At 55.6% G+C, this 17,234-nt stretch carries 18 protein-coding genes; 14 read left to right on the top strand and 4 right to left on the bottom strand.

All coding sequences use genetic code 11. From position 1 onward, the window contains the following. Window positions 1–25: 25 nt before the first annotated feature. From OSH04_RS00370 to OSH04_RS00360, 3 genes are all read left to right on the top strand, one after another. Entirely contained in the window at window positions 26–697 is a 672-nt protein-coding gene (locus OSH04_RS00370) for a DsbA family oxidoreductase (protein WP_266107710.1), read from the top strand. Between the two features lie 103 nt (window positions 698–800). Next, on the top strand, window positions 801–1,769 hold the full coding sequence (locus OSH04_RS00365; protein ID WP_371477525.1) for a cyclase family protein: 969 nt from the start codon (window positions 801–803) through the stop codon (window positions 1,767–1,769). A gap of 170 nt (window positions 1,770–1,939) precedes the next feature. Further along, on the top strand, window positions 1,940–2,380 hold the full coding sequence (locus OSH04_RS00360; protein ID WP_060185080.1) for a YtoQ family protein: 441 nt from the start codon (window positions 1,940–1,942) through the stop codon (window positions 2,378–2,380). A 148-nt stretch (window positions 2,381–2,528) separates the two neighbouring features. On the opposite strand, the gene OSH04_RS00355 is transcribed toward OSH04_RS00360, so the two are convergent. Further along, complete coding sequence (locus tag OSH04_RS00355) at window positions 2,529–4,937, bottom strand: heavy metal translocating P-type ATPase (RefSeq protein ID WP_455423625.1); 2,409 nt, start codon at window positions 4,935–4,937, stop codon at window positions 2,529–2,531. On the opposite strand from OSH04_RS00355, the gene OSH04_RS00350 reads away from it, so the two are divergent. After that, entirely contained in the window at window positions 4,936–5,115 is a 180-nt protein-coding gene (locus tag OSH04_RS00350) for a hypothetical protein (protein WP_021446589.1), read from the top strand. The genes OSH04_RS00355 and OSH04_RS00350 overlap by 2 nt on opposite strands. 15 nt (window positions 5,116–5,130) lie before the next feature. Here OSH04_RS00350 and OSH04_RS00345 read toward each other — a convergent pair whose 3' ends face one another. Continuing rightward, window positions 5,131–5,448, bottom strand: coding sequence for a DUF4148 domain-containing protein (locus OSH04_RS00345; protein WP_026482562.1), 318 nt, complete (start codon window positions 5,446–5,448; stop codon window positions 5,131–5,133). Window positions 5,449–5,587: 139 nt separating this feature from the next. On the opposite strand from OSH04_RS00345, the gene OSH04_RS00340 reads away from it, so the two are divergent. From OSH04_RS00340 to OSH04_RS00305, 8 genes are all read left to right on the top strand, one after another. Further along, entirely contained in the window at window positions 5,588–6,541 is a 954-nt protein-coding gene (locus tag OSH04_RS00340) for a LysR family transcriptional regulator (RefSeq protein ID WP_026482563.1), read from the top strand. A gap of 103 nt (window positions 6,542–6,644) precedes the next feature. Further along, window positions 6,645–7,319 carry an ankyrin repeat domain-containing protein gene (locus OSH04_RS00335; protein WP_081055306.1) on the top strand — a complete coding sequence of 225 codons (675 nt, stop codon included), beginning with the start codon at window positions 6,645–6,647 and terminating at the stop codon, window positions 7,317–7,319. Window positions 7,320–7,373: 54 nt separating this feature from the next. Then, window positions 7,374–8,591 carry a cyanate transporter gene (locus OSH04_RS00330; RefSeq protein WP_266107708.1) on the top strand — a complete coding sequence of 406 codons (1,218 nt, stop codon included), beginning with the start codon at window positions 7,374–7,376 and terminating at the stop codon, window positions 8,589–8,591. Window positions 8,592–8,748: 157 nt separating this feature from the next. Next, on the top strand, window positions 8,749–10,272 hold the full coding sequence (locus tag OSH04_RS00325) for an FAD-dependent monooxygenase (protein WP_081055305.1): 1,524 nt from the start codon (window positions 8,749–8,751) through the stop codon (window positions 10,270–10,272). Further along, entirely contained in the window at window positions 10,265–11,743 is a 1,479-nt protein-coding gene (locus tag OSH04_RS00320; protein WP_266107707.1) for an aldehyde dehydrogenase family protein, read from the top strand. The genes OSH04_RS00325 and OSH04_RS00320 overlap by 8 nt, the downstream gene beginning before the upstream one ends. Beyond that, window positions 11,721–12,122, top strand: a complete 402-nt coding sequence (locus OSH04_RS00315) for a RidA family protein (RefSeq protein ID WP_035271572.1) — start codon at window positions 11,721–11,723, stop codon at window positions 12,120–12,122. Before OSH04_RS00320 ends, OSH04_RS00315 begins: the two co-directional genes overlap by 23 nt. Window positions 12,123–12,196: 74 nt before the next feature. After that, window positions 12,197–12,970, top strand: a complete 774-nt coding sequence (locus tag OSH04_RS00310; protein ID WP_035271570.1) for an aldolase — start codon at window positions 12,197–12,199, stop codon at window positions 12,968–12,970. Between the two features lie 147 nt (window positions 12,971–13,117). Then, window positions 13,118–14,005: an AraC family transcriptional regulator gene (locus OSH04_RS00305; RefSeq protein WP_060185075.1), complete on the top strand. Its 888-nt coding sequence runs from the start codon at window positions 13,118–13,120 to the stop codon at window positions 14,003–14,005. Window positions 14,006–14,052: 47 nt separating this feature from the next. Here the strand turns inward: OSH04_RS00305 and OSH04_RS00300 are convergent, their stop codons facing one another. Further along, window positions 14,053–14,391 (bottom strand): c-type cytochrome, encoded by a 339-nt coding sequence (locus tag OSH04_RS00300; RefSeq protein ID WP_052159378.1) that lies wholly within the window; start codon window positions 14,389–14,391, stop codon window positions 14,053–14,055. A 250-nt stretch (window positions 14,392–14,641) separates the two neighbouring features. Here OSH04_RS00300 and OSH04_RS00295 point away from each other — a divergent pair, with 250 nt between their 5' ends. Continuing rightward, window positions 14,642–15,067, top strand: a complete 426-nt coding sequence (locus tag OSH04_RS00295) for a universal stress protein (RefSeq protein ID WP_026482567.1) — start codon at window positions 14,642–14,644, stop codon at window positions 15,065–15,067. A gap of 175 nt (window positions 15,068–15,242) precedes the next feature. Beyond that, window positions 15,243–16,031 carry a class I SAM-dependent methyltransferase gene (locus OSH04_RS00290; RefSeq protein WP_083053520.1) on the top strand — a complete coding sequence of 263 codons (789 nt, stop codon included), beginning with the start codon at window positions 15,243–15,245 and terminating at the stop codon, window positions 16,029–16,031. 4 nt (window positions 16,032–16,035) lie between these two features. Here the strand turns inward: OSH04_RS00290 and OSH04_RS00285 are convergent, their stop codons facing one another. Beyond that, a complete protein-coding gene (locus OSH04_RS00285; RefSeq protein WP_266107706.1) occupies window positions 16,036–17,217 on the bottom strand; it encodes a PQQ-dependent sugar dehydrogenase in 1,182 nt (393 codons plus the stop codon). Window positions 17,218–17,234 lie beyond the last annotated feature (17 nt).

Raw genomic sequence — 17,234 nt, 5'->3', positions numbered from 1 at the left:
ATGACCATCTTACAAGGACATCACAATGCACGATCAAACACACCCGACCCAGCCGCTTGTCTCCCCCCTGATTATTGATTTCTTCCATGACGCCGTCTGCGGATGGTGTTATGTCATGTCGCCACGTTTGCGGCAAGTTGCCGCCGAACAGGGCATCCAGGTCCGCCACCATACCTTTGTTCTGCAAGACAGCCGCGAGCAGATGCTGCAAGCCTTCGGCTCCATGGAGCGCGCCAAACGTGAAATCCTGGGCCACTGGGCCGCCTGCGCCCAACACGACGATACGCAGTCCATCAATATCGAGGGCATGCGAGCACAGAACTTCGACTATCCCCATGGAATGTTGTCCGCTCGGGCGTGTCAGGCGGCGCAGCTACTTTCTGGCGATAACGCCCATTGGGATTACTTCGATGCGGTGCAGCGTGCGCATCTGGCAGAAAGTCGCAATATCGGCGATATGGGCACGCTACTGGAGGTCGCCATTGCGCAAGGCTTTGATGGTGAGGCCTTTCTGAATGCTATGGATAGCGATATCGCGCAGCAGCGAGTTCAAGCCGATCGCGCCGAAGCGGTACGGCTAGGGATCCAGTCCATCCCCACTTTATTAGTCTCCTCACGCGAGACCGGTCAAGTGTTGGCCCGTTTGCAGACCCAATCCGCCGAAATGCTCAAAAGCCGTTTGCGCGCTTTGCTGTAAGCGCTGCCCCTTTCTTTCTTATCTACGCTTCATAAAAGGACATCCCATGTCGATTCGTTTTTCTCACCGTCTTCTCGGTTTACTGCTGGTTGGTGCAAGCAGCATGAGCGTCTCTCTGGCTCATTCCACTCACCCAGCGAGCAACCCTTTGCCCCTTAGTGCTCAGGAAGTGGGCATCAGTCCCTGGGGGCCGGACGATGAAATTGGTCGCTTGAACCTGATCACCCCTGCTTCCCGGGCCGCCATCTTGTCCCGTCTGGATGGCAGCAAAGTGTATGACCTGGCAACCGACTACTACCTGGGCATGCCCAGTTGGCAGGATGCGGGAGACCCGCACTATCAGTTTTGGATGACCCATACCCCTCGTGGTACCGCAGTGGATGACCCGATGGGAGTTGGCGATGAAATGAACGCGGTTCGTAGCTACACAGGCACGGCTTTTTCCATGTACAGCCATACAGGCACCCATATTGATGCCCTGAATCACTTCGGGATTCATGGAAAGATCTGGAATGGTTTCAAGGCTGATGAGCATCTGGGTGACCGTGGCTGGAACCGTACTGGCATCGAGAAATTCCCGCCCTTGATCGCCCGTGGCGTCTTGATTGATGTGGCCGCCGCCAAAGGCGTAGACATGCTGCCCGATCAATACCGCATCACACGCCAGGACTTGAAGGATGCACTGGCCCGTCAGAAAACGGTGCTGAAAGAAGGCGATATTGTCCTGATCCGTACGGGCCGCATGAAGCTCTTTAATGATCCCAAAGCCTATATGAATGCGCCACCTGGCATGGGTCTGGATGCTGCTCGCTATCTGGTGGAAGAAGGCGGTGCGATGATTGTGGGTGCGGACAATTTGAGCTTTGAAACCTTCCCTTCCGAGGTGCCTGATGACTACGTCCCCTTGCATACCTATCTGTTGGCCCAACAAGGCGCACCGATCATTGAGTTGATTGCTCTGGATGAATTGTCCAAGGACAAGGTCTATGAGTTTGCCTTTATTGGCGGTCCGCTCAAGATCCGGGGCGGTGATGCGGCTCCGCTGCGTCCGGTTGCCATCCCGATTCGCTGATCCACAGGCTTCATAAAGAAACCCGTTTCTTTAGCCCTTGATGCGTTTGCGAATAAGGGCTATCGCGTTTGCCTGCTGTTAGGTGCCGCTCAATATGCTAATGTTGGGTGGGTTTGAATGCGCCGGGCGCCTGTTAAAGAGGCGTCCGGCTTTTCTTTATGGAGTATGTAATGACTTACACCGTTTATCTGTCCGGCGAAATTCACACGGATTGGCGCGAGCAGATTGCTCAAGGTGCAAAGGCCGCTGGATTGGATATTACCTTTACCAGCCCTGTTACCGATCACGATGCCAGCGATGCCGCCGGCGATCACCTGGGACCGGCCAGCGAAGGTTTCTGGCGTGATCACAAATCCTCCAAAATCAATGCCATCCGTACCAGAACCCTGATTGAACAGGCGGATCTGGTCGTGGTGCGTTTTGGAGACAAGTACAAACAGTGGAATGCTGCCTTTGATGCCGGTTTCTGTGCCGCCCTGGGCAAACCGTACGTGACGTTGCACGCCGAAGACATTATCCACCCCTTGAAAGAAGTGGATGCCAGTGCGCAGGCCTGGGCAACTAGCCCCGAGCAAATCGTGGAGATTTTGCGCTATACGCTGAAAGCCTGATCGGTGAAGTCTGGATCATGAGTTTGGCAATATCGCTTTGCTAAAAAATGCCGCCCCAGTTGGGCGGCATTTTTCTCTCTGCTTGAAAGAGCCCCTTGGTTTACACCGGGTTCTACTGCGCTGTAGTGAAACGTGTTGTGCGGGTACCTTAGTTCAGCTTCACCCGCCGCAAACGCAAGGCATTGCTGACCACAAAGACACTGGACAAGGCCATGGCGCCAGCGGCAAACATGGGCGAGAGTAAAGTGCCGTTAAAGGGATAGAGCACGCCTGCTGCTACCGGAATCAGTGCCACGTTATAGGCAAAGGCCCAGAACAGGTTTTGACGGATATTGCGCATGGTGGCGTGGGACAAGGCTATCGCGGTGACCACGCCTTGCATATCGCCCGACATCAAGACTACATCAGCCGCTTCAATGGCAATGTCCGTTCCGGTGCCAATCGCAATCCCCACGTCTGCTACAGCCAGAGCGGGTGCATCGTTGATGCCATCGCCGACATAGGCCAGATGCTGATGGGTATCGCGCAAGGCCTGAACCGCTTGCACCTTGCCTTCAGGCATGACTTCCGCCACCACTTCATCAATATTGAGACGGCGGGCAATGGCATTGGCTGTGTGGCGATTATCGCCGGTAATCATGACGACCTTGATGCCACGGGCATGCAACTGCTCGATGGCGCGCGGCGTGGTTTCCTTGATGGGGTCAGCCACGGCCAGCAAGGCAATGACCTGCTTGTTGCGGGCGGCGTACATGGGGGTTTTGCCGTCCTGCGCCAGCGTCTGGGCTTGCTCGGTAAAGGCTGACAGGTCCGCCCCTAATTGCGTCATCAGGCGATCTGCACCCACATGCCATTGGTCAGCTCCGATTTGGGCGGTGACACCCAGGCCTGTCAGGGACTCAAACTGCTCAGCCTTGGGCAAGGTGATTTGCTTTTCCTTGGCGGCGCTGACAATGGCTTGGGCAATCGGATGCTCGGAGTAGTTTTCCAGAGCGGCAATCGCTGCCAAAGCCTGATCCTGGTTCTCACCGGGTGCGCAGACAAAATCGGTCAGTTCGGGCGCGCCCTTGGTCAGGGTGCCTGTTTTATCCACGGCCACGACTTTTACATCGCGCAGTGCTTGCAGAGAGTCCCCTTTACGGAACAGCACGCCAGCCTGTGCGGCTCGGCCCGTCCCCACCATGATGGAGGTTGGCGTGGCCAGACCCATGGCACATGGGCAAGCAATAATCAGCACAGCGACGGCATTGACCAGTGCAAAGCTCAATGCGGGCGATGGTCCAAAAATCAGCCAGACAATGGCGGTCAAGACGGCCAGTGTCATGACGGCGGGCACAAACCACAGCGTGATTTTGTCGACCACGGCTTGAATAGGCAGCTTGGAGCCTTGGGCCTGCTCAACCATGGACACAATATTGGCCAGTACGGTGTCCTGCCCCACGGCGGTAGCCTCAAATTCCAGCGAACCTTTTTGGTTTACTGTGCCACCAATGACTTTATCGCCCTGAGATTTGGACACGGCAATGGATTCGCCTGTCACCATGGACTCATCCACATAGCTCTGACCGGCAAGAACATCACCATCAACCGGGATACGCTCGCCGGGACGAACCAGCACGACATCGCCCGTATGCAGATCTGCCAGGGGCAGCTCAATTTCCTGACCGTCGCGACGTACACGAGCGGTAGGCGGCTGCAGGCTGAGCAGGCGTTGAATGGCTTCAGACGTGCGACCTTTGGCGCGCGCTTCCATGACACGGCCCAGCAAAATCAGGGCGACGATGACTGCGGCAGCTTCAAAGTACACGTAGACGGATTCGGAAGGCAGCCATTGCGGCGCAAAGGTAGCCACCAGCGAGAAGCTGTAAGCTGCCAGGGTGCCCACAGCGACCAGCGAGTTCATGTCCGGGCCACCACGCAAGAGAACAGGAATCCCTTTGGTGTAGAACTCGCGGCCTGGGAACAGCAAAACCAGCGTGGTCAGCACGAACTGGATCAGCCAGCTGTTCTGTGTACCTATGGTGCTGGCTACCCAATGATGGAAAGCAGGCACCATATGGCCGCCCATTTCCAGAATGAAAACGGGCAAGGCCAGCACCGTCGCCAGCCAGAAACGCTTGCGCAGCGTTTCGTAGGTTTGTTCTGCACGCTCGAACTGGTCATTCGTAACAGCCGTTTCGGCAAGGCTGGCAGGATAGCCGGCTTTGCTCACCGCCTGAATCAGCTCAGGAGCTTTCACACCCTGCGCCACTTGCACATGCGCTTTGGCGGTTGCCAGATTGACCGAGGCTTTTTGTACGCCCGGTACCTTCAGCAAGGCCTTTTCAACACGGCCCACGCAGGAGGCGCAGGTCATGTCCTGCACGTCCAGCACAATGTCTTGCTGGGAAATTTTGTAACCACCCTTTTCCACTGCCTGCATAATGGCGTCGACCGGGGCGGCACCCTCAAATTCCACGGTGGCCTTGTTGGTGGCCAGATTTACCTGGGCCGATTGCACACCGGGGACTTTGCCAATAATCTTTTCAACCCGACTGACGCAGGAAGCACATGTCATGCCTTCCACATCTAAAGTCAGGCGTGAGCCCTTGTTTGAAGCGCTACTTGTCATCGAAATCACCCTTCAATGGATCGTCAATGAAGCCACTTTAGGGCTTGACCCGATGGGAAGGTCAACAGCTGATAAAAAAAACGCCTCCGAAGAGGCGTTTCAAGGGGGAACTACGACTAATTAGGGATCAATCAGCAGCTTAGTAAGCAACAAAGGTGCCGTTGTTGTTATTCCAGTCTTTGGCTTCTGCGGCAACCTGATCACGGCTCAGCTCGGAGCGGGTATCGATACGTGGGTAGTCGCCCATGGAACCCGTGCTAATGTAGCCTTGCTCTTGAGCAGCAGCCAGTTCTTGAACGACTTGCTGACGGCTCAAAGGAGCGTCGGTCGATTCAATGGCTGGGTAGTTCAGGTTTTCGCCGGTAGCGACATTGTTGGTAGCTGCCATGGCAGTGCCGCTCAAAGCGGTGGCACCAAGAATCAGGCTGGCGATAGTTGCGCGTGCGATGTTTTTCATTATTTACTCCAAATCTACGGTGTGTTTTTCGGTGGTTCGCTGTTGTGTTTAGCGAATCGTTAGATGGAGTATGAGCCTTTCTAAACCTAGTAAAAACCCTTAATATTGCAAACGTATTTCCATTCATGGAACAATTCAAATGAGTACCATTATCGCCGGTCCCCTGCTCAACGACATCGCGATCTTCGTGGAAGTGGCTCGTGCCCGCCACTTTAGCCGTGCTGCCCAAGCCCTGGGAATGCCGGTTTCCACCGTGTCACGCCGTATCCGCGAATTGGAAAAAGAAGTGGGTGTGGCCTTGCTCAAACGCAGCACGCGCAATGTAGATGTGACCGACGCGGGACAAGTGTATTTCGAGCGCTGCCTGGCTGTCGTCGAACAGGCTCGTCTGGCTCATGAACAATTGCTGGATGTGGCTCAGACCCCCAAAGGACGTTTGCGGGTTTCCATGCCTGCCAGTTTCAGCATTGTGCTGATGCCCGCCATTATCCGGGGCTTTAATCAACAGTACCCGGATATTGAGCTGGAGTTTGACCTGACCATACGGCCTATTGATTTGCAGGCCGACAACTACGATTGCGTCATCCGTGTGGGTGCCCAGCCTGACTCCAGCGCGGTGGCCACCATGTTAGGACAGATTCGTCTGGGGCTGTATGCCACCCGCAACTATCTGGACCGCAAAGGGCGACCCAAGCATCCTTCTGAACTGGCAGGCCATACTTGTATCTGTGCCCGCCCCGCCAGCTCGGATCGAGTCTGGTCCTTGCGTGGGCCGAATCAGGAGCGCTATGACGCGATTGTGGAAGGTTCCATTACCGTCAATAACGCCATCATGATGCGCAAACTGGCCGTGCATGACCTGGGTATTACCGCCTCTTCCTTGCTGGAGCGAAAATTGGATCCGGATTGCGCGCACCTGGAGCGTGTCTTACCGGATTGGGAGTTTGCGCCTTTCCCTATTCTGGCTTTGCTCCCCTCGCGTCTGATGCCGCAAAAGACGCGCGTGTTCCTTAATTATCTGCGTAGCGAGCTGGATAGATTGATGTCTCAGCCCGAATTGGATGTGGCCGCAGCCGGTCAAGCTTATCCGTAAGAAAATAAGCAGTATGCTTATGAATCGGTGTTGCCCAAGGCCTATCTATGCTATTTATAAACGTTTGGTCCTGTGGGGCCAATGCCATGACGGGGGGAAGCGCATGAAAGTAGTACTGCAAAGCTTGCTGGCTGGAATGGTGATGAGTTTGGCCTTGGGGAGTGGCAGTGTGTGGTCACAAACAGTATTGCTGGAAGCGGTAGAGCAAGGCGATAGCGCCAAAGTGCGCGAGATTCTTTCAGAAAAGCGGGCTCGCGCCAGCGTCAGTGTCAGCGACGATCAAGGGCAAAGCCCCTTGTTACGTGCAACCTGGTTAAACCATATTGATATTGCCCGGCAGTTGATACGTGCCGGTGCGGATGTAAATCAGGCCGACTCCATTCACGACAGCCCTTACTTGGTCGCGGGTGCACAAGGTCGTTTGGAAATCCTGCGCATGACTCTGGAGAACGGAGCCGATCTGCGTAGCGTGAACCGCTATGGTGGTACGGCGCTGATTCCAGCGGCTGAGCACGGTTATGTCGATGTTGTGCGCCTTTTACTGGCGGCGGGGGTCGACCCTAACCATGTGAATTACTTGGGCTGGACTGCCTTGCATGAGGCGATTGTGCTCTCTGATGGCGGGCCGGACCACCAGGAAGTGCTGCGTTTGCTGATCAAGGCCGGAGCGGATGTGAACCTGCCGGATCGTCAGGGAGTGCGTCCCTTGAGCCTGGCTCGCCAGCGTAGCCAGACTGAGATGGCCGAGATTCTGGAACAGGCTGGCGCGAACCCTTAAACGTCGCCGACTCGGCGGCTGCATTTTTCTTCCAATCACAACAATAACGATTTTATGTCTTCTACTCAGACTGCCCCGTCGTCGACGGGTGCTCAAGCCAGCCCAGCTTTGTGGCTGGCTTTCGTCATTCTGGTCGGCTTGAACCTGCGTCCTTTTCTGACTTCCAGCGGCACCTTGGCACGACAGGTGGCCCAAGGGTTGAACATGCCCTTGAGCAGCCTGGCCTGGCTGACTTTGCTGCCCATGATGGTGATGGGACTGGGCGCTTTCTGCATGCCCTCTTTGCGGCGCGTCCTGGCACTGCGCCATGTCTTGATTACATCCTTGCTCTTGCTGTGCCTGGGCTGTGTGCTGCGCTGGTTTGTGCCTAATGGGGCCAGCCTGATTGCAACAGCGCTGATCTGTGGTTTGGGCGTGTCCTTGCTGCAAGCGGGGATGCCCGGTTTGATCAAGGAACAGTTTCCGCGCCATATCGCTCAGGTCACCGGGGTGTACTCCGCGACCTTGATGGGCGGGGGGGCTTTGGGTGCACAGATTACGCCGTGGGTCAGCTCCTTGACGGATAGCTGGCGTATCGCTCTGGCTTTCTGGGCCTTGCCGATTAGCGTGGCCTTGTGGATTGCCTGGAAAGTGGTGCCGCGTGAAGCTCCGGGCGCGAATTTGTCGCCTCCGTCCTTGTCCTTGCTGGCTCGTCCTCGCACCTGGACCTTGATTGTGTGTTTTGGCCTGATCAATGGCGGCTATGCCTCTTTGGTGACCTGGCTGGCGACGTTCTATCAAGACCGGGGCTGGACGGCTGAAGCCAGCGGTAGCCTGGTGGCGGTCCTGTCGGTGGCACAAGCCATTGCCGCCTTTGGCTTGCCTACCTTGGCGGCCAAGAATAAAGATCGCCGCATGTGGGTATGGCTGGCGCTGGCGTGTCAGTTCGTGGGCTTTCTGGCCTTTGCCTATATTCCCGATATGGCCCCCTATCTGTGGGCGATTATTATCGGCATCGGCTTGGGGGGCTGCTTTTCCTTGCTGCTGTTGGTGGCTCTGGACCACTTTCCGGATGCAGCCCGTGCCGGGACCTTGAGTGCCTTGATGCAAGGCGGTGGCTTTCCGATTGCCGCCCTCTTTCCCATGATCAGCGTACAGTTGCGTGAAATGAGTAATGGCTTTCAGGCAGGCTGGATGTTGCATGCGGCAATGGCGGTATTAGTGGCCATCATGGCCTGGAGCTTTCAGCCTGCGCGATACGCCCAAAAGATGAAGCGAAATGACGCATCCTGAGTAGCAGCTCGTATCGGTAGAAATAGCCTGGCTTTGTGGCAAGCCAGGTTTTCTTTGGCCGTTTCAGGCTAGAACTCGTCCGTTATGCGCATCCCGACGGACAGCCTTTCCTCAACAATGATGTCTCCACGATTACATAAAAGACGAGGAGACATCAGTGGAACATCAAGTCATTATTTCGGGCGCCGGCCCGGTTGGCTGCTGGCTGGCCTGCGAGTTACAGCTTGCGGGTGTGCAGACCTTGCTGATTGAACAAACGGCCACTATCAGCCCTCAATCTCGGGCTTTGACGATTCATCCGCGAACCATTGAAGTCTTTGCCATGCGTGGCGCACACCACGAGATGCTGGCGCAGGCGGTGCGTATTCCTAGCGGACATTTTGCCGTCTTTGAGCATCGTCTGGACTTCAAGCAGTTGGACACTCGCTTTGACTATACGCTGGCTATTCCCCAGGCGCGCATTACCGCTATCTTGCAGGAGCGTGCGCGCTCCTTGGGTGCGGATATCCGCCGGTCTGAGAAAGTATGCCGCTTTGAACAGAACCCGGAGGGGGTCTCGGTTTGGATTGAAAACAGCCAGCTAGAGCAGTATGTCGCTACAGCGCAATGGCTGGTGGGCTGCGACGGGACGCGCAGCACAGTGCGTCAACAGGCCGGGATTGCGTTTCCTGGAACAGATGCCACGGTCTTGGGCTGGCTGGGAGACGCCATGCTGACCGACCCGCCCGAGGGCGTCATGATTGGTGAGTGGGGGCTGAATGGGACGGCCATGGTGGCGAAGTTGCCGGACGGCCAGCATCGTTTGGTTGGGCTGTCGCCGGACGACGTGAATCGTCCATGGCCGGGTGATTTGCCTTTGGAAGAGCTACGCGAAAAAGTCCGGGCCGTCTTTGGAACCGATTTTGGATTGCACAGCCCATCCTGGCTGTCTCGCTATAGCAATACCAGCCGCCAGGCCGAGAGCTATCGTAAAAATCGGGTTTTCTTGGCGGGTGACGCCGCCCACCAGCATATGCCAGCCGGGGGTGTGGGGCTGAATATCGGGATTCAGGATGCCATGAATCTGGGCTGGAAGCTGGCTGCCGTGATCAATGGGTGGATGCCGCACTCTTTGCTTGATAGCTACCATCAGGAGCGTTACCCCGTTGGCCAGGATTTGCTGGAGCACACCCAGGCACAGACTGCCTTGATGAGCTGTTTCTCTGTTGAGGGTATGGAATTACGTTCCTTTTTGAACAAGCTCATCAAGCAGTCCCCTGCCTTGGAGAAAACATTGGCCGAGAGGCTGTCTGGCCTGAGTGTGCTGTATCCATCAACCGTGCCGGGTGACCATGCCTTGGTGGGACGGCGTGCAGCGGATCAGGATCTGGTTGGTGGACAAAGTCTTTTTGGTCTCCTGGAACAGGGGCACTACGTGATGCTGGAGGTGAGTGGGCATGACAACGATGAGCTGGAATGCCCGGAGGGCCTGAAGGCTGTGTTGTATCGGAGCTCACTGGCCGTTCGCAGTGAGGGGTGGGAGCACGTGACTGCTGTGCTGATTCGGCCTGATGGCTATATCGCCTGGGCCAGCAATGAGCAAGACGCCACTCGCCTGCGTTTGGCAATGCGACACGCTTTAACGCCTTTTCAGACTGCGTCTCATGCGCTGGAAACCACCGAGAGGCTGGCCGATGAATAGTCAAACATCCACGTTCAGAATGTTGATTGACGGTGCCTTGGTGGATGGCGAGCAAACCATGGCTGTCATCAACCCCAGTACGGGGCAGCCTTTTGCTCATAGTCCACGTGCCTCGCTCCGGCAAATGGAACAGGCGATCAACGCGGCCAGCCGCAGTTTTCCTGCTTGGTCCCGAACCACGATGCAGACACGGCGCGCCCTGATTTTGAGGATTGCCGATCTTGTTGAGGAACACTGCCTGGAATTGGCGCATCTCCTGACCCAGGAGCAAGGCAAACCCTTGCGGGATGCTCAGGCTGAAGTGCAAGGCACTGTCGCGTTTTTTCGGTATGTCGCTCAGTGCCGCATAGAGACGCAGACCTTGGAAGAGAGCACGATCAGACACGCTTATCTGCAACGCCAGCCTTTGGGCGTAGTGGCCGTGATTACGCCCTGGAATTTCCCCTTGATGCTGTTGGCCTTCAAAGTGCCTCACGCCTTGTTGGCGGGTAATACGGTGGTTATCAAACCGGCGGCGACCACGCCGCTGACCACCTTGAAACTGGGTGAGCTTATTGTCGATGCCTTGCCTGCGGGGGTTGTGAACATCGTCACGGATCATAACGATCTGGGTGATGCGCTGAGCAGCCACCCTCAGGTCGCCAAAATTTCTTTTACCGGCTCTACCGCAACTGGTTACAAGGTCATGGCTAATGCAGCCAAATCCTTGAAACGCTTGACGTTGGAACTAGGAGGCAATGACCCCGGGATTGTGCTTGATGATGCGGACCCCAAGCAGATCGCCCCCGGTATTGTGCGAGCCGCTTTCTTTAACAGTGGGCAGGCCTGCATCGCCTTGAAACGTCTCTATGTTCCTGATTCGCTCTACGAGGCCTTGAGTCATGAGCTATGGAGTCATTGTCAGCGCCTGGTACTGGGAGATGGTCTGGATTCACAGACAACGCTGGGACCCTTGCAGAACCAGCAGCAGTTTCAGAAAGTGAAGTCCCTCCTGGAGGACGCCCGACAGCATGGGCGGGTTCTAAGTGCGGGTACGGTGCCGGAGGGGGCCGGTTATTTTCTGCCCCCTACTCTGGTGCTGGACATTGAAGACGGTACTCGTCTGGTGGATGAGGAGCAGTTTGGCCCGGTCTTGCCTGTTATTCGCTACAGCAACGTGGAGCAAGCGATTGCCATGGCTAATCGCAGCCCTTATGGCCTGGGTGCCTCGGTATGGGCGTCCGATCTGGAGCGAGCCAGAGGAGTGGCCGATCAGTTGCAGGCGGGTACGGTTTGGATCAATCAGCACATTGACTTGGGGCCGCATATCCCTCAGTGCGGCAGTAAGCAGTCAGGCTTTGGCATTGAATTGGGCGCGGAGGGGCTGCTGGAGTTTACCCAGGCCAAGGTTATCAATATCAATCCGGGCCTGGGCATAGCAGCCCAAGACCCGCAAAAGGAGCATATGAATGCAGAACAAACAAGCAATTAACCCTGACAATTTGCCCAAGCTGCCTGGGGTGGTGTCTCACGGCATTGTTCTGAATAAGGCTGGTTTGGTCTATACCTCGGGACAGCTATCCTGGGATGAAAATGGCCATTTGGTAGCCGGTGATCTCTTTGCCCAGTTCGAGCGTGCCTACAGCAATATCGATATCGTGCTCCAGGCTGCAGGTACCTGCCGTTCCGAGGTGATCAGCGAGACGATCTATATCGTTGGTGATTGCACTGAACATACAGCGCAGCTGGTTCAAGCCTTGACTCAGGCAAGGCCGGCAGGCTCCATCCCGCCAACCAGTACGCTTGTGGGCGTGCAGTCGCTGTTTGCCGAGGGGTTTTTGGTGGAAGTTCAGGTGGTGGCAACGATTTAAGGTGCATGGTTTGACCGGCTGCCTGTCACGGGTAGCCGTCCTGCTATTTTGGCCTGTACAACAAGATATGGACTATGAAAATTCAAGAGAAAAATCAGATTGCCGCCCAGGTGAACCAGGAAATGGGAGAGTTGAATACCGGCTCATGGACTCAGCGGGAGAAGTTGGCCCTGGCGTGTCGCATTCTTTTTGATGAGGGGCATTGGCGCGGTTTGGCGGGGCAAATTACGGCTCGCTTGTCACCGGATAGCACGGATATGTTGACGCTGGGTTTTGGGATTGGCTTTGACGAAGCTTGTGCCAGTTCCTTGGTGCAGGTCGATCAACAGCTACAGCCTCGGGGACGGAGCGCCATGCCCAATCCTGGGGTACGTTTTCATGCCTGGATTTATGCCAATCGCCCTGATGTTCAAGCGATTGTCCATACACATCCGCCGGCATGTGCTGCTTTATCCATGACGGGAGAGCCATTGGCCGTGGCTCATATGGACGCCACTCCTCTTTTCGAAAACTGTGCGTTTCTTCCGGATTGGCCTGGCTTGCCCATTGGGGATGAAGAGGGGCAGATCATTTCGCAAGCAATGGGCAACCGACATGCCATTTTGCTGGCCCATCATGGTTTGTTGACGGCTGGACGCAGTATTGAGGAAGCGTGCCTGTTAGCGGTGTGGATGGAGCACGCGGCACAAATGCAATTGAACGCCAGGGCCATGGGTACCATCAGGCACATTAAGCCAGAGCTGGCACGAGAGTCTCGGGATTTCTTGCTTAAACCCAAGGTATTGGCGCTGAGCTTTGCAAATTTTGCGCGGCGCGTGCTACGGGCAGACGGCGGCGTGCTCTTGTAGGCACAGGATTCGACTTTATTTTGGCCGGAATGCGATAGAAACTGGCTGTTAGCCGCAATTTTGCAGCCCAGCGCTGTGTTACGGTATTTTTTTCGGCTTTTTTAAGGGCGTAGCTTCAGCTGTTTCAAGCACGCCTGCGACCCTTGAATGAAAGATGCCATTGTTACTGTCCAGGCCTATCTGGATCAGGTCGCTTTACCTGTGACGGGGTTACAGGTAGAGCTGGCCTTTGTGGGAGACACTGAGCCTCACAAGCATCGCAAACACCAGCTACTGTACGTTCTGAAAGGATTCATGTCTGTACAGACCGAACAAGGGGTGTGGGCGGTGCCCCCTCAGTGCGCGATCTGGATACCGGCTGATGTGATGCATTTTGCTCGAGCTACCCAGCAAGCCAGTATCGCGAATCTGTACATTGAGGCTCAGCCCCCTGCCCATCTGGAGGCATGTGGGATTCTGTTCACCCGTCCCTTGTTGCGGGAGTTGATTCTGAGACTGGTACAGTCTGGCGAGCACCTGCCGGGGAGCGAGCTGCGCCATGCTCGTTTGATCGCGGTGCTGATGGATGAATTGGCCCTGAGTCCTCAAAAATCCCTGCATTTACCCATGCCTGGGGACCGTCGTTTGAAAAGGCTGATCGATCATTTGGCACAAAACCCCGGCCTGAAGTTGAGCATGGAGCAATGGGGGGCATTGATTGGAGTCAGTACGCGTACCTTGGGACGGCTATTTTTACGCGAAACAGGCATGTCTTTTGGGCGCTGGCTGCAACAATGGGATAGTTCCATTGCCCTGCAGAAACTGGCGAACGGAACATCGGTGACCGCAACCGCTCAAGATTTGGGCTATGAAAGCTTGAGTGCCTTTATCACCATGTTTCGTCGTACGGTGGGCACCACCCCTGCCCGCTTTTTTGCTCAGACCCAAACCTTGCCTGTCGAGTCGAACGAGCAGCCGTGCATTCATATGGATGGGCGTGTTGAAGATGTTTTTTCTAAAATTCATGTCCCGATGGCACAGATGAGCAGCCAATAAAAACGGCCATCCCTGGATGACCGTTTCCCATTGTGTAAACATACTGCTTACTGTTTTGGCGCACCCGCCATGATCCAATCCACCACCGCCTTGATGTCGGCATCAGAAATGGCTGCATTCGCAGGCATGGGCAGCGGTCCATAGACGCCCTTGCTGCCTTGACGGATATGCTGGGCAATGACTTCAGCGTTGGCTGGATCGTCCTTGCGCATGTTGGCTATGTCCTTATAGGCGGGACCGACCACTTTTCTGTCTACCGTATGACAGGACAAACAAGCATTTCTGGTCAGCACATCCTTGACCGAGTCAAAGCCGGCTTCGGCTGCCTGGGCGCTGAAACCGGCACTGAACAAGGCCGTACAGACCAGTAGCTGCTTCAAGCTCATGAGGGATATCTCCTAAGAAAAACGGGCACAAGGAATGGTGGGACGACGGGATGTGGCGCTTGTTTTTTTCCGCACATAAACGGGGTGATGTGGCATCCACACCGAGATCATACGGTTATGATAGAACAGCCTTTAGCAAATAGCGGTGGGGCTTGATACTGATCAAGCTGGTCTGCGCGCTTATTCTGTAATGTCCTAGTAGAAGTTATTGCTTCATACTTAAACAGTTCACACACTACAAGAGGTCTTCATGCTTAATGTTCTCGTTCCTGTCGATGGGTCTGATGCTTCCACTCGTGCTTTGAAAACCGCCGTGGACATCCTAACGGGCAAACCAGAAGCCACTTTGCACGTGCTGGCTGTTCCTACTCCGATCGTGTCGGGTAACGTCAAACGCTTTTTCTCGGAAGATGTGCTGCAGGCTTACTACCAGGACGAAGGCAGCAATGCGCTCCTGCCTGCTCGTTCCGTGCTCGCCGGCTCTCCCCTGAAAATCAAGGAAAGCATTATTGCCGGTAATGCCGCCCAAACGATCAAAGACTATGTAGAGAAGAACCAGATCGATCACATTGTGATGGGTACGCGCGGCCTGAGCGCCCTGCCCGGCCTGGTTCTGGGTTCGGTCACGACCAAGGTGCTGAGCCTGGTTAATGTGCCAGTAACCTTGATCAAGTAATTGAGCTGACTGTTCAGTCTGTACAGGCCGTCCTTGAGACGGCCTTTTTTATAGTCTTGAACCGAGTATTGGCGTTTTCTTTAGAGCTTGAGGGTATAAAAAAATCGCCAGTTCGCCGCCGGGCAAGATAGGACTGTGTTTCAATACAGTGATAGTGACTATAAAAGAACTACTTATGTCAGATCCCTCTTTACTCGATCACAATGCCCGCGCCTGGGACAAACAAGCGCAAACAGAAAGCCCCTGGTCCTTGCCTGTCAGCAGCGAGCAGGTTGAACAAGCCCGTCGCGGGCAATGGCAAGTGCATTTGCTGCCCTCGCCTGTTCCTGCGGATTGGTTAGGTGATGTTCAAGGCAAATCCGTTCTGTGCCTGGCCAGTGCGGGCGGGCAGCAAGCCCCCATTCTGGCCGCTGCCGGGGCCTCGGTAACGGTGTTTGATCTGTCGGCCGGACAGCTGGATAAAGACCGTATGGTGGCCGAGCGTGATGGCTTGTCCTTGCAGATCGAACAAGGTGATATGTGCGATTTGTCGCGCTTTGGGACCGAGAGTTTTGATCTGATCCTGCACCCGGTCTCTAACCAGTATGTGCCTGATATCAGCCTGGTCTGGAAAGAATGCGCTCGTGTTCTGCGTCCGGGTGGGCATTTGCTGTCCAGCTTCTTTAATCCGGCTGTGTTTATTGCGGATCGAGATCCTAGTTACGCCCAGCAAGGTTTGATTCGCCCCAAATTCACGGTGCCTTACTCGGATTTGAGCAGCCTGGACGCCGAAGCACGGCAAGCCAAGCAGGCACGCATGGAGCCTTTGATTTTTGGGCACTCCTTGGCGCAGCAGATTGGCGGGCAGCTGGAAGCGGGTTTGTATCTGGTCGATTACATCGAAGAAATGCACCCCGCCCCACGCTTTGAGATCGAGAAATACCTGCCCAGTTTTATTGCGACGCGCAGTCGCAAACCCGTTTAAAGCTTCAGGACTTGGGCTGAATGCGCAGTAGCTGGCCGTTGCTTTCGTCGGTCAGCACATAAACATCGCCATCCGGCCCGACACGCACATCTCGGATACGCTGCTTCAAGTCTTGCAGCAAGCGCTCTTCACCGACGATGTGGCCGTCCTCTTCGTCAAATTCCAGACGAATCAAGGCTTGTTCTTTCAAGGCACCTACAAACAGGCTGTGCTGCCAGTCCGGGACGCGTTCATTGTTATAGAAAGCCATGCCGCTGATGGCGGGCGAGACTGACCAGTAGTGGAAAGGCTCGGTCAGCCCCTCAAGCGGTGTGGGGCTGGCGTTGGGAATGGGTTTGCCGTCATAGCCTTGCCCTTCGGTACGCAAGGGCCAGCCATAGTTGGCACCGGCTTGAATCCGATTCAGTTCATCGCCGCCTTGCGGGCCATGTTCAGCTACCCACAACTCGTTTGTCCAGGGGTTCCAGGCCATGCCTTGCGGGTTACGGTGGCCGTAGCTCCAGATTTCTGCTCGAGCACCACGTTGACTGCGGAAAGGATTGTCGCGCGGCACAATGCCATCCGGGCGGATACGCACGACTTTACCTTGCAGGTGATCCAGTTGCTGAGCGGTGGCTGGCTGATTGTTCTCGCCCAGGGCGATATACAGGTCTCGTCCACCGGGATCAAAGGCCATGCGCACACCATAGTGCTGCCCCGTGGACAAAGCCGGTTCCTGACGGAAAATCGGGCGGAAGGCGTCGATACGTTTCAGGTCCGACGACAGCACGCCATAACCGACGGTGGTGGCCGAGTTCTGTTTGTCGCGGCGCTCGGCATAAGCCAGATAAATACGGCGGCTACGGAAAAAATCCGGGGCCAGAGCGACATCCAGCAAGCCCCCCTGGGATTGCGCATGGACTTTAGGCACACCGGCAATCGGTTCGGACAAGCCGTTTTCTTGAGTCCAAACACGCAGGCGGCCTGGGCGCTCGGTAATCAGAATGCCAGCATTATTGGGCAAAAAAGCCATGGCCCAAGGGTGTTCCAGCCCACTGACCAGGGTCTCAACCGAGACAGCCGGTCCGCTGATGGCAGGAACAGGTTCAGATTGTGCCTGGGCCGATACTGAGGCCGTGGCTACGGCCAGGCCCAGCACGGTGGCTGCAAATGCAGAAGACAAACTGAAGGTTTTCTTTATACGCATAAGGCAGTGAAAGGCAG

Source organism: Alcaligenes nematophilus, assembly GCF_026344155.1.
Classification (GTDB): domain Bacteria; phylum Pseudomonadota; class Gammaproteobacteria; order Burkholderiales; family Burkholderiaceae_B; genus Alcaligenes; species Alcaligenes phenolicus.
The sequence above is the reverse complement of the archived record's forward strand: the minus strand, read 5'-3'. Positions and strand labels throughout refer to the sequence as shown.

What these genes read in the sequence shown, in the direction of transcription:
- OSH04_RS00370 (WP_266107710.1), top strand. Translation starts at nt 26, where the DNA reads ATGCACGATCAAACACACCCGACCCAGCCGCTTGTCTCCCCCCTGATT.
- OSH04_RS00365 (WP_371477525.1), top strand. Translation starts at nt 801, where the DNA reads ATGAGCGTCTCTCTGGCTCATTCCACTCACCCAGCGAGCAACCCTTTG.
- OSH04_RS00360 (WP_060185080.1), top strand. Translation starts at nt 1,940, where the DNA reads ATGACTTACACCGTTTATCTGTCCGGCGAAATTCACACGGATTGGCGC.
- OSH04_RS00350 (WP_021446589.1), top strand. Translation starts at nt 4,936, where the DNA reads ATGCCTTCCACATCTAAAGTCAGGCGTGAGCCCTTGTTTGAAGCGCTA.
- OSH04_RS00355 (WP_455423625.1), bottom strand. Translation starts at nt 4,937, where the DNA reads ATGACATGTGCTTCCTGCGTCAGTCGGGTTGAAAAGATTATTGGCAAA.
- OSH04_RS00345 (WP_026482562.1), bottom strand. Translation starts at nt 5,448, where the DNA reads ATGAAAAACATCGCACGCGCAACTATCGCCAGCCTGATTCTTGGTGCC.
- OSH04_RS00340 (WP_026482563.1), top strand. Translation starts at nt 5,588, where the DNA reads ATGAGTACCATTATCGCCGGTCCCCTGCTCAACGACATCGCGATCTTC.
- OSH04_RS00335 (WP_081055306.1), top strand. Translation starts at nt 6,645, where the DNA reads ATGAAAGTAGTACTGCAAAGCTTGCTGGCTGGAATGGTGATGAGTTTG.
- OSH04_RS00330 (WP_266107708.1), top strand. Translation starts at nt 7,374, where the DNA reads ATGTCTTCTACTCAGACTGCCCCGTCGTCGACGGGTGCTCAAGCCAGC.
- OSH04_RS00320 (WP_266107707.1), top strand. Translation starts at nt 10,265, where the DNA reads ATGAATAGTCAAACATCCACGTTCAGAATGTTGATTGACGGTGCCTTG.
- OSH04_RS00315 (WP_035271572.1), top strand. Translation starts at nt 11,721, where the DNA reads ATGCAGAACAAACAAGCAATTAACCCTGACAATTTGCCCAAGCTGCCT.
- OSH04_RS00310 (WP_035271570.1), top strand. Translation starts at nt 12,197, where the DNA reads ATGAAAATTCAAGAGAAAAATCAGATTGCCGCCCAGGTGAACCAGGAA.
- OSH04_RS00305 (WP_060185075.1), top strand. Translation starts at nt 13,118, where the DNA reads ATGAAAGATGCCATTGTTACTGTCCAGGCCTATCTGGATCAGGTCGCT.
- OSH04_RS00300 (WP_052159378.1), bottom strand. Translation starts at nt 14,391, where the DNA reads ATGAGCTTGAAGCAGCTACTGGTCTGTACGGCCTTGTTCAGTGCCGGT.
- OSH04_RS00295 (WP_026482567.1), top strand. Translation starts at nt 14,642, where the DNA reads ATGCTTAATGTTCTCGTTCCTGTCGATGGGTCTGATGCTTCCACTCGT.
- OSH04_RS00290 (WP_083053520.1), top strand. Translation starts at nt 15,243, where the DNA reads ATGTCAGATCCCTCTTTACTCGATCACAATGCCCGCGCCTGGGACAAA.
- OSH04_RS00285 (WP_266107706.1), bottom strand. Translation starts at nt 17,217, where the DNA reads ATGCGTATAAAGAAAACCTTCAGTTTGTCTTCTGCATTTGCAGCCACC.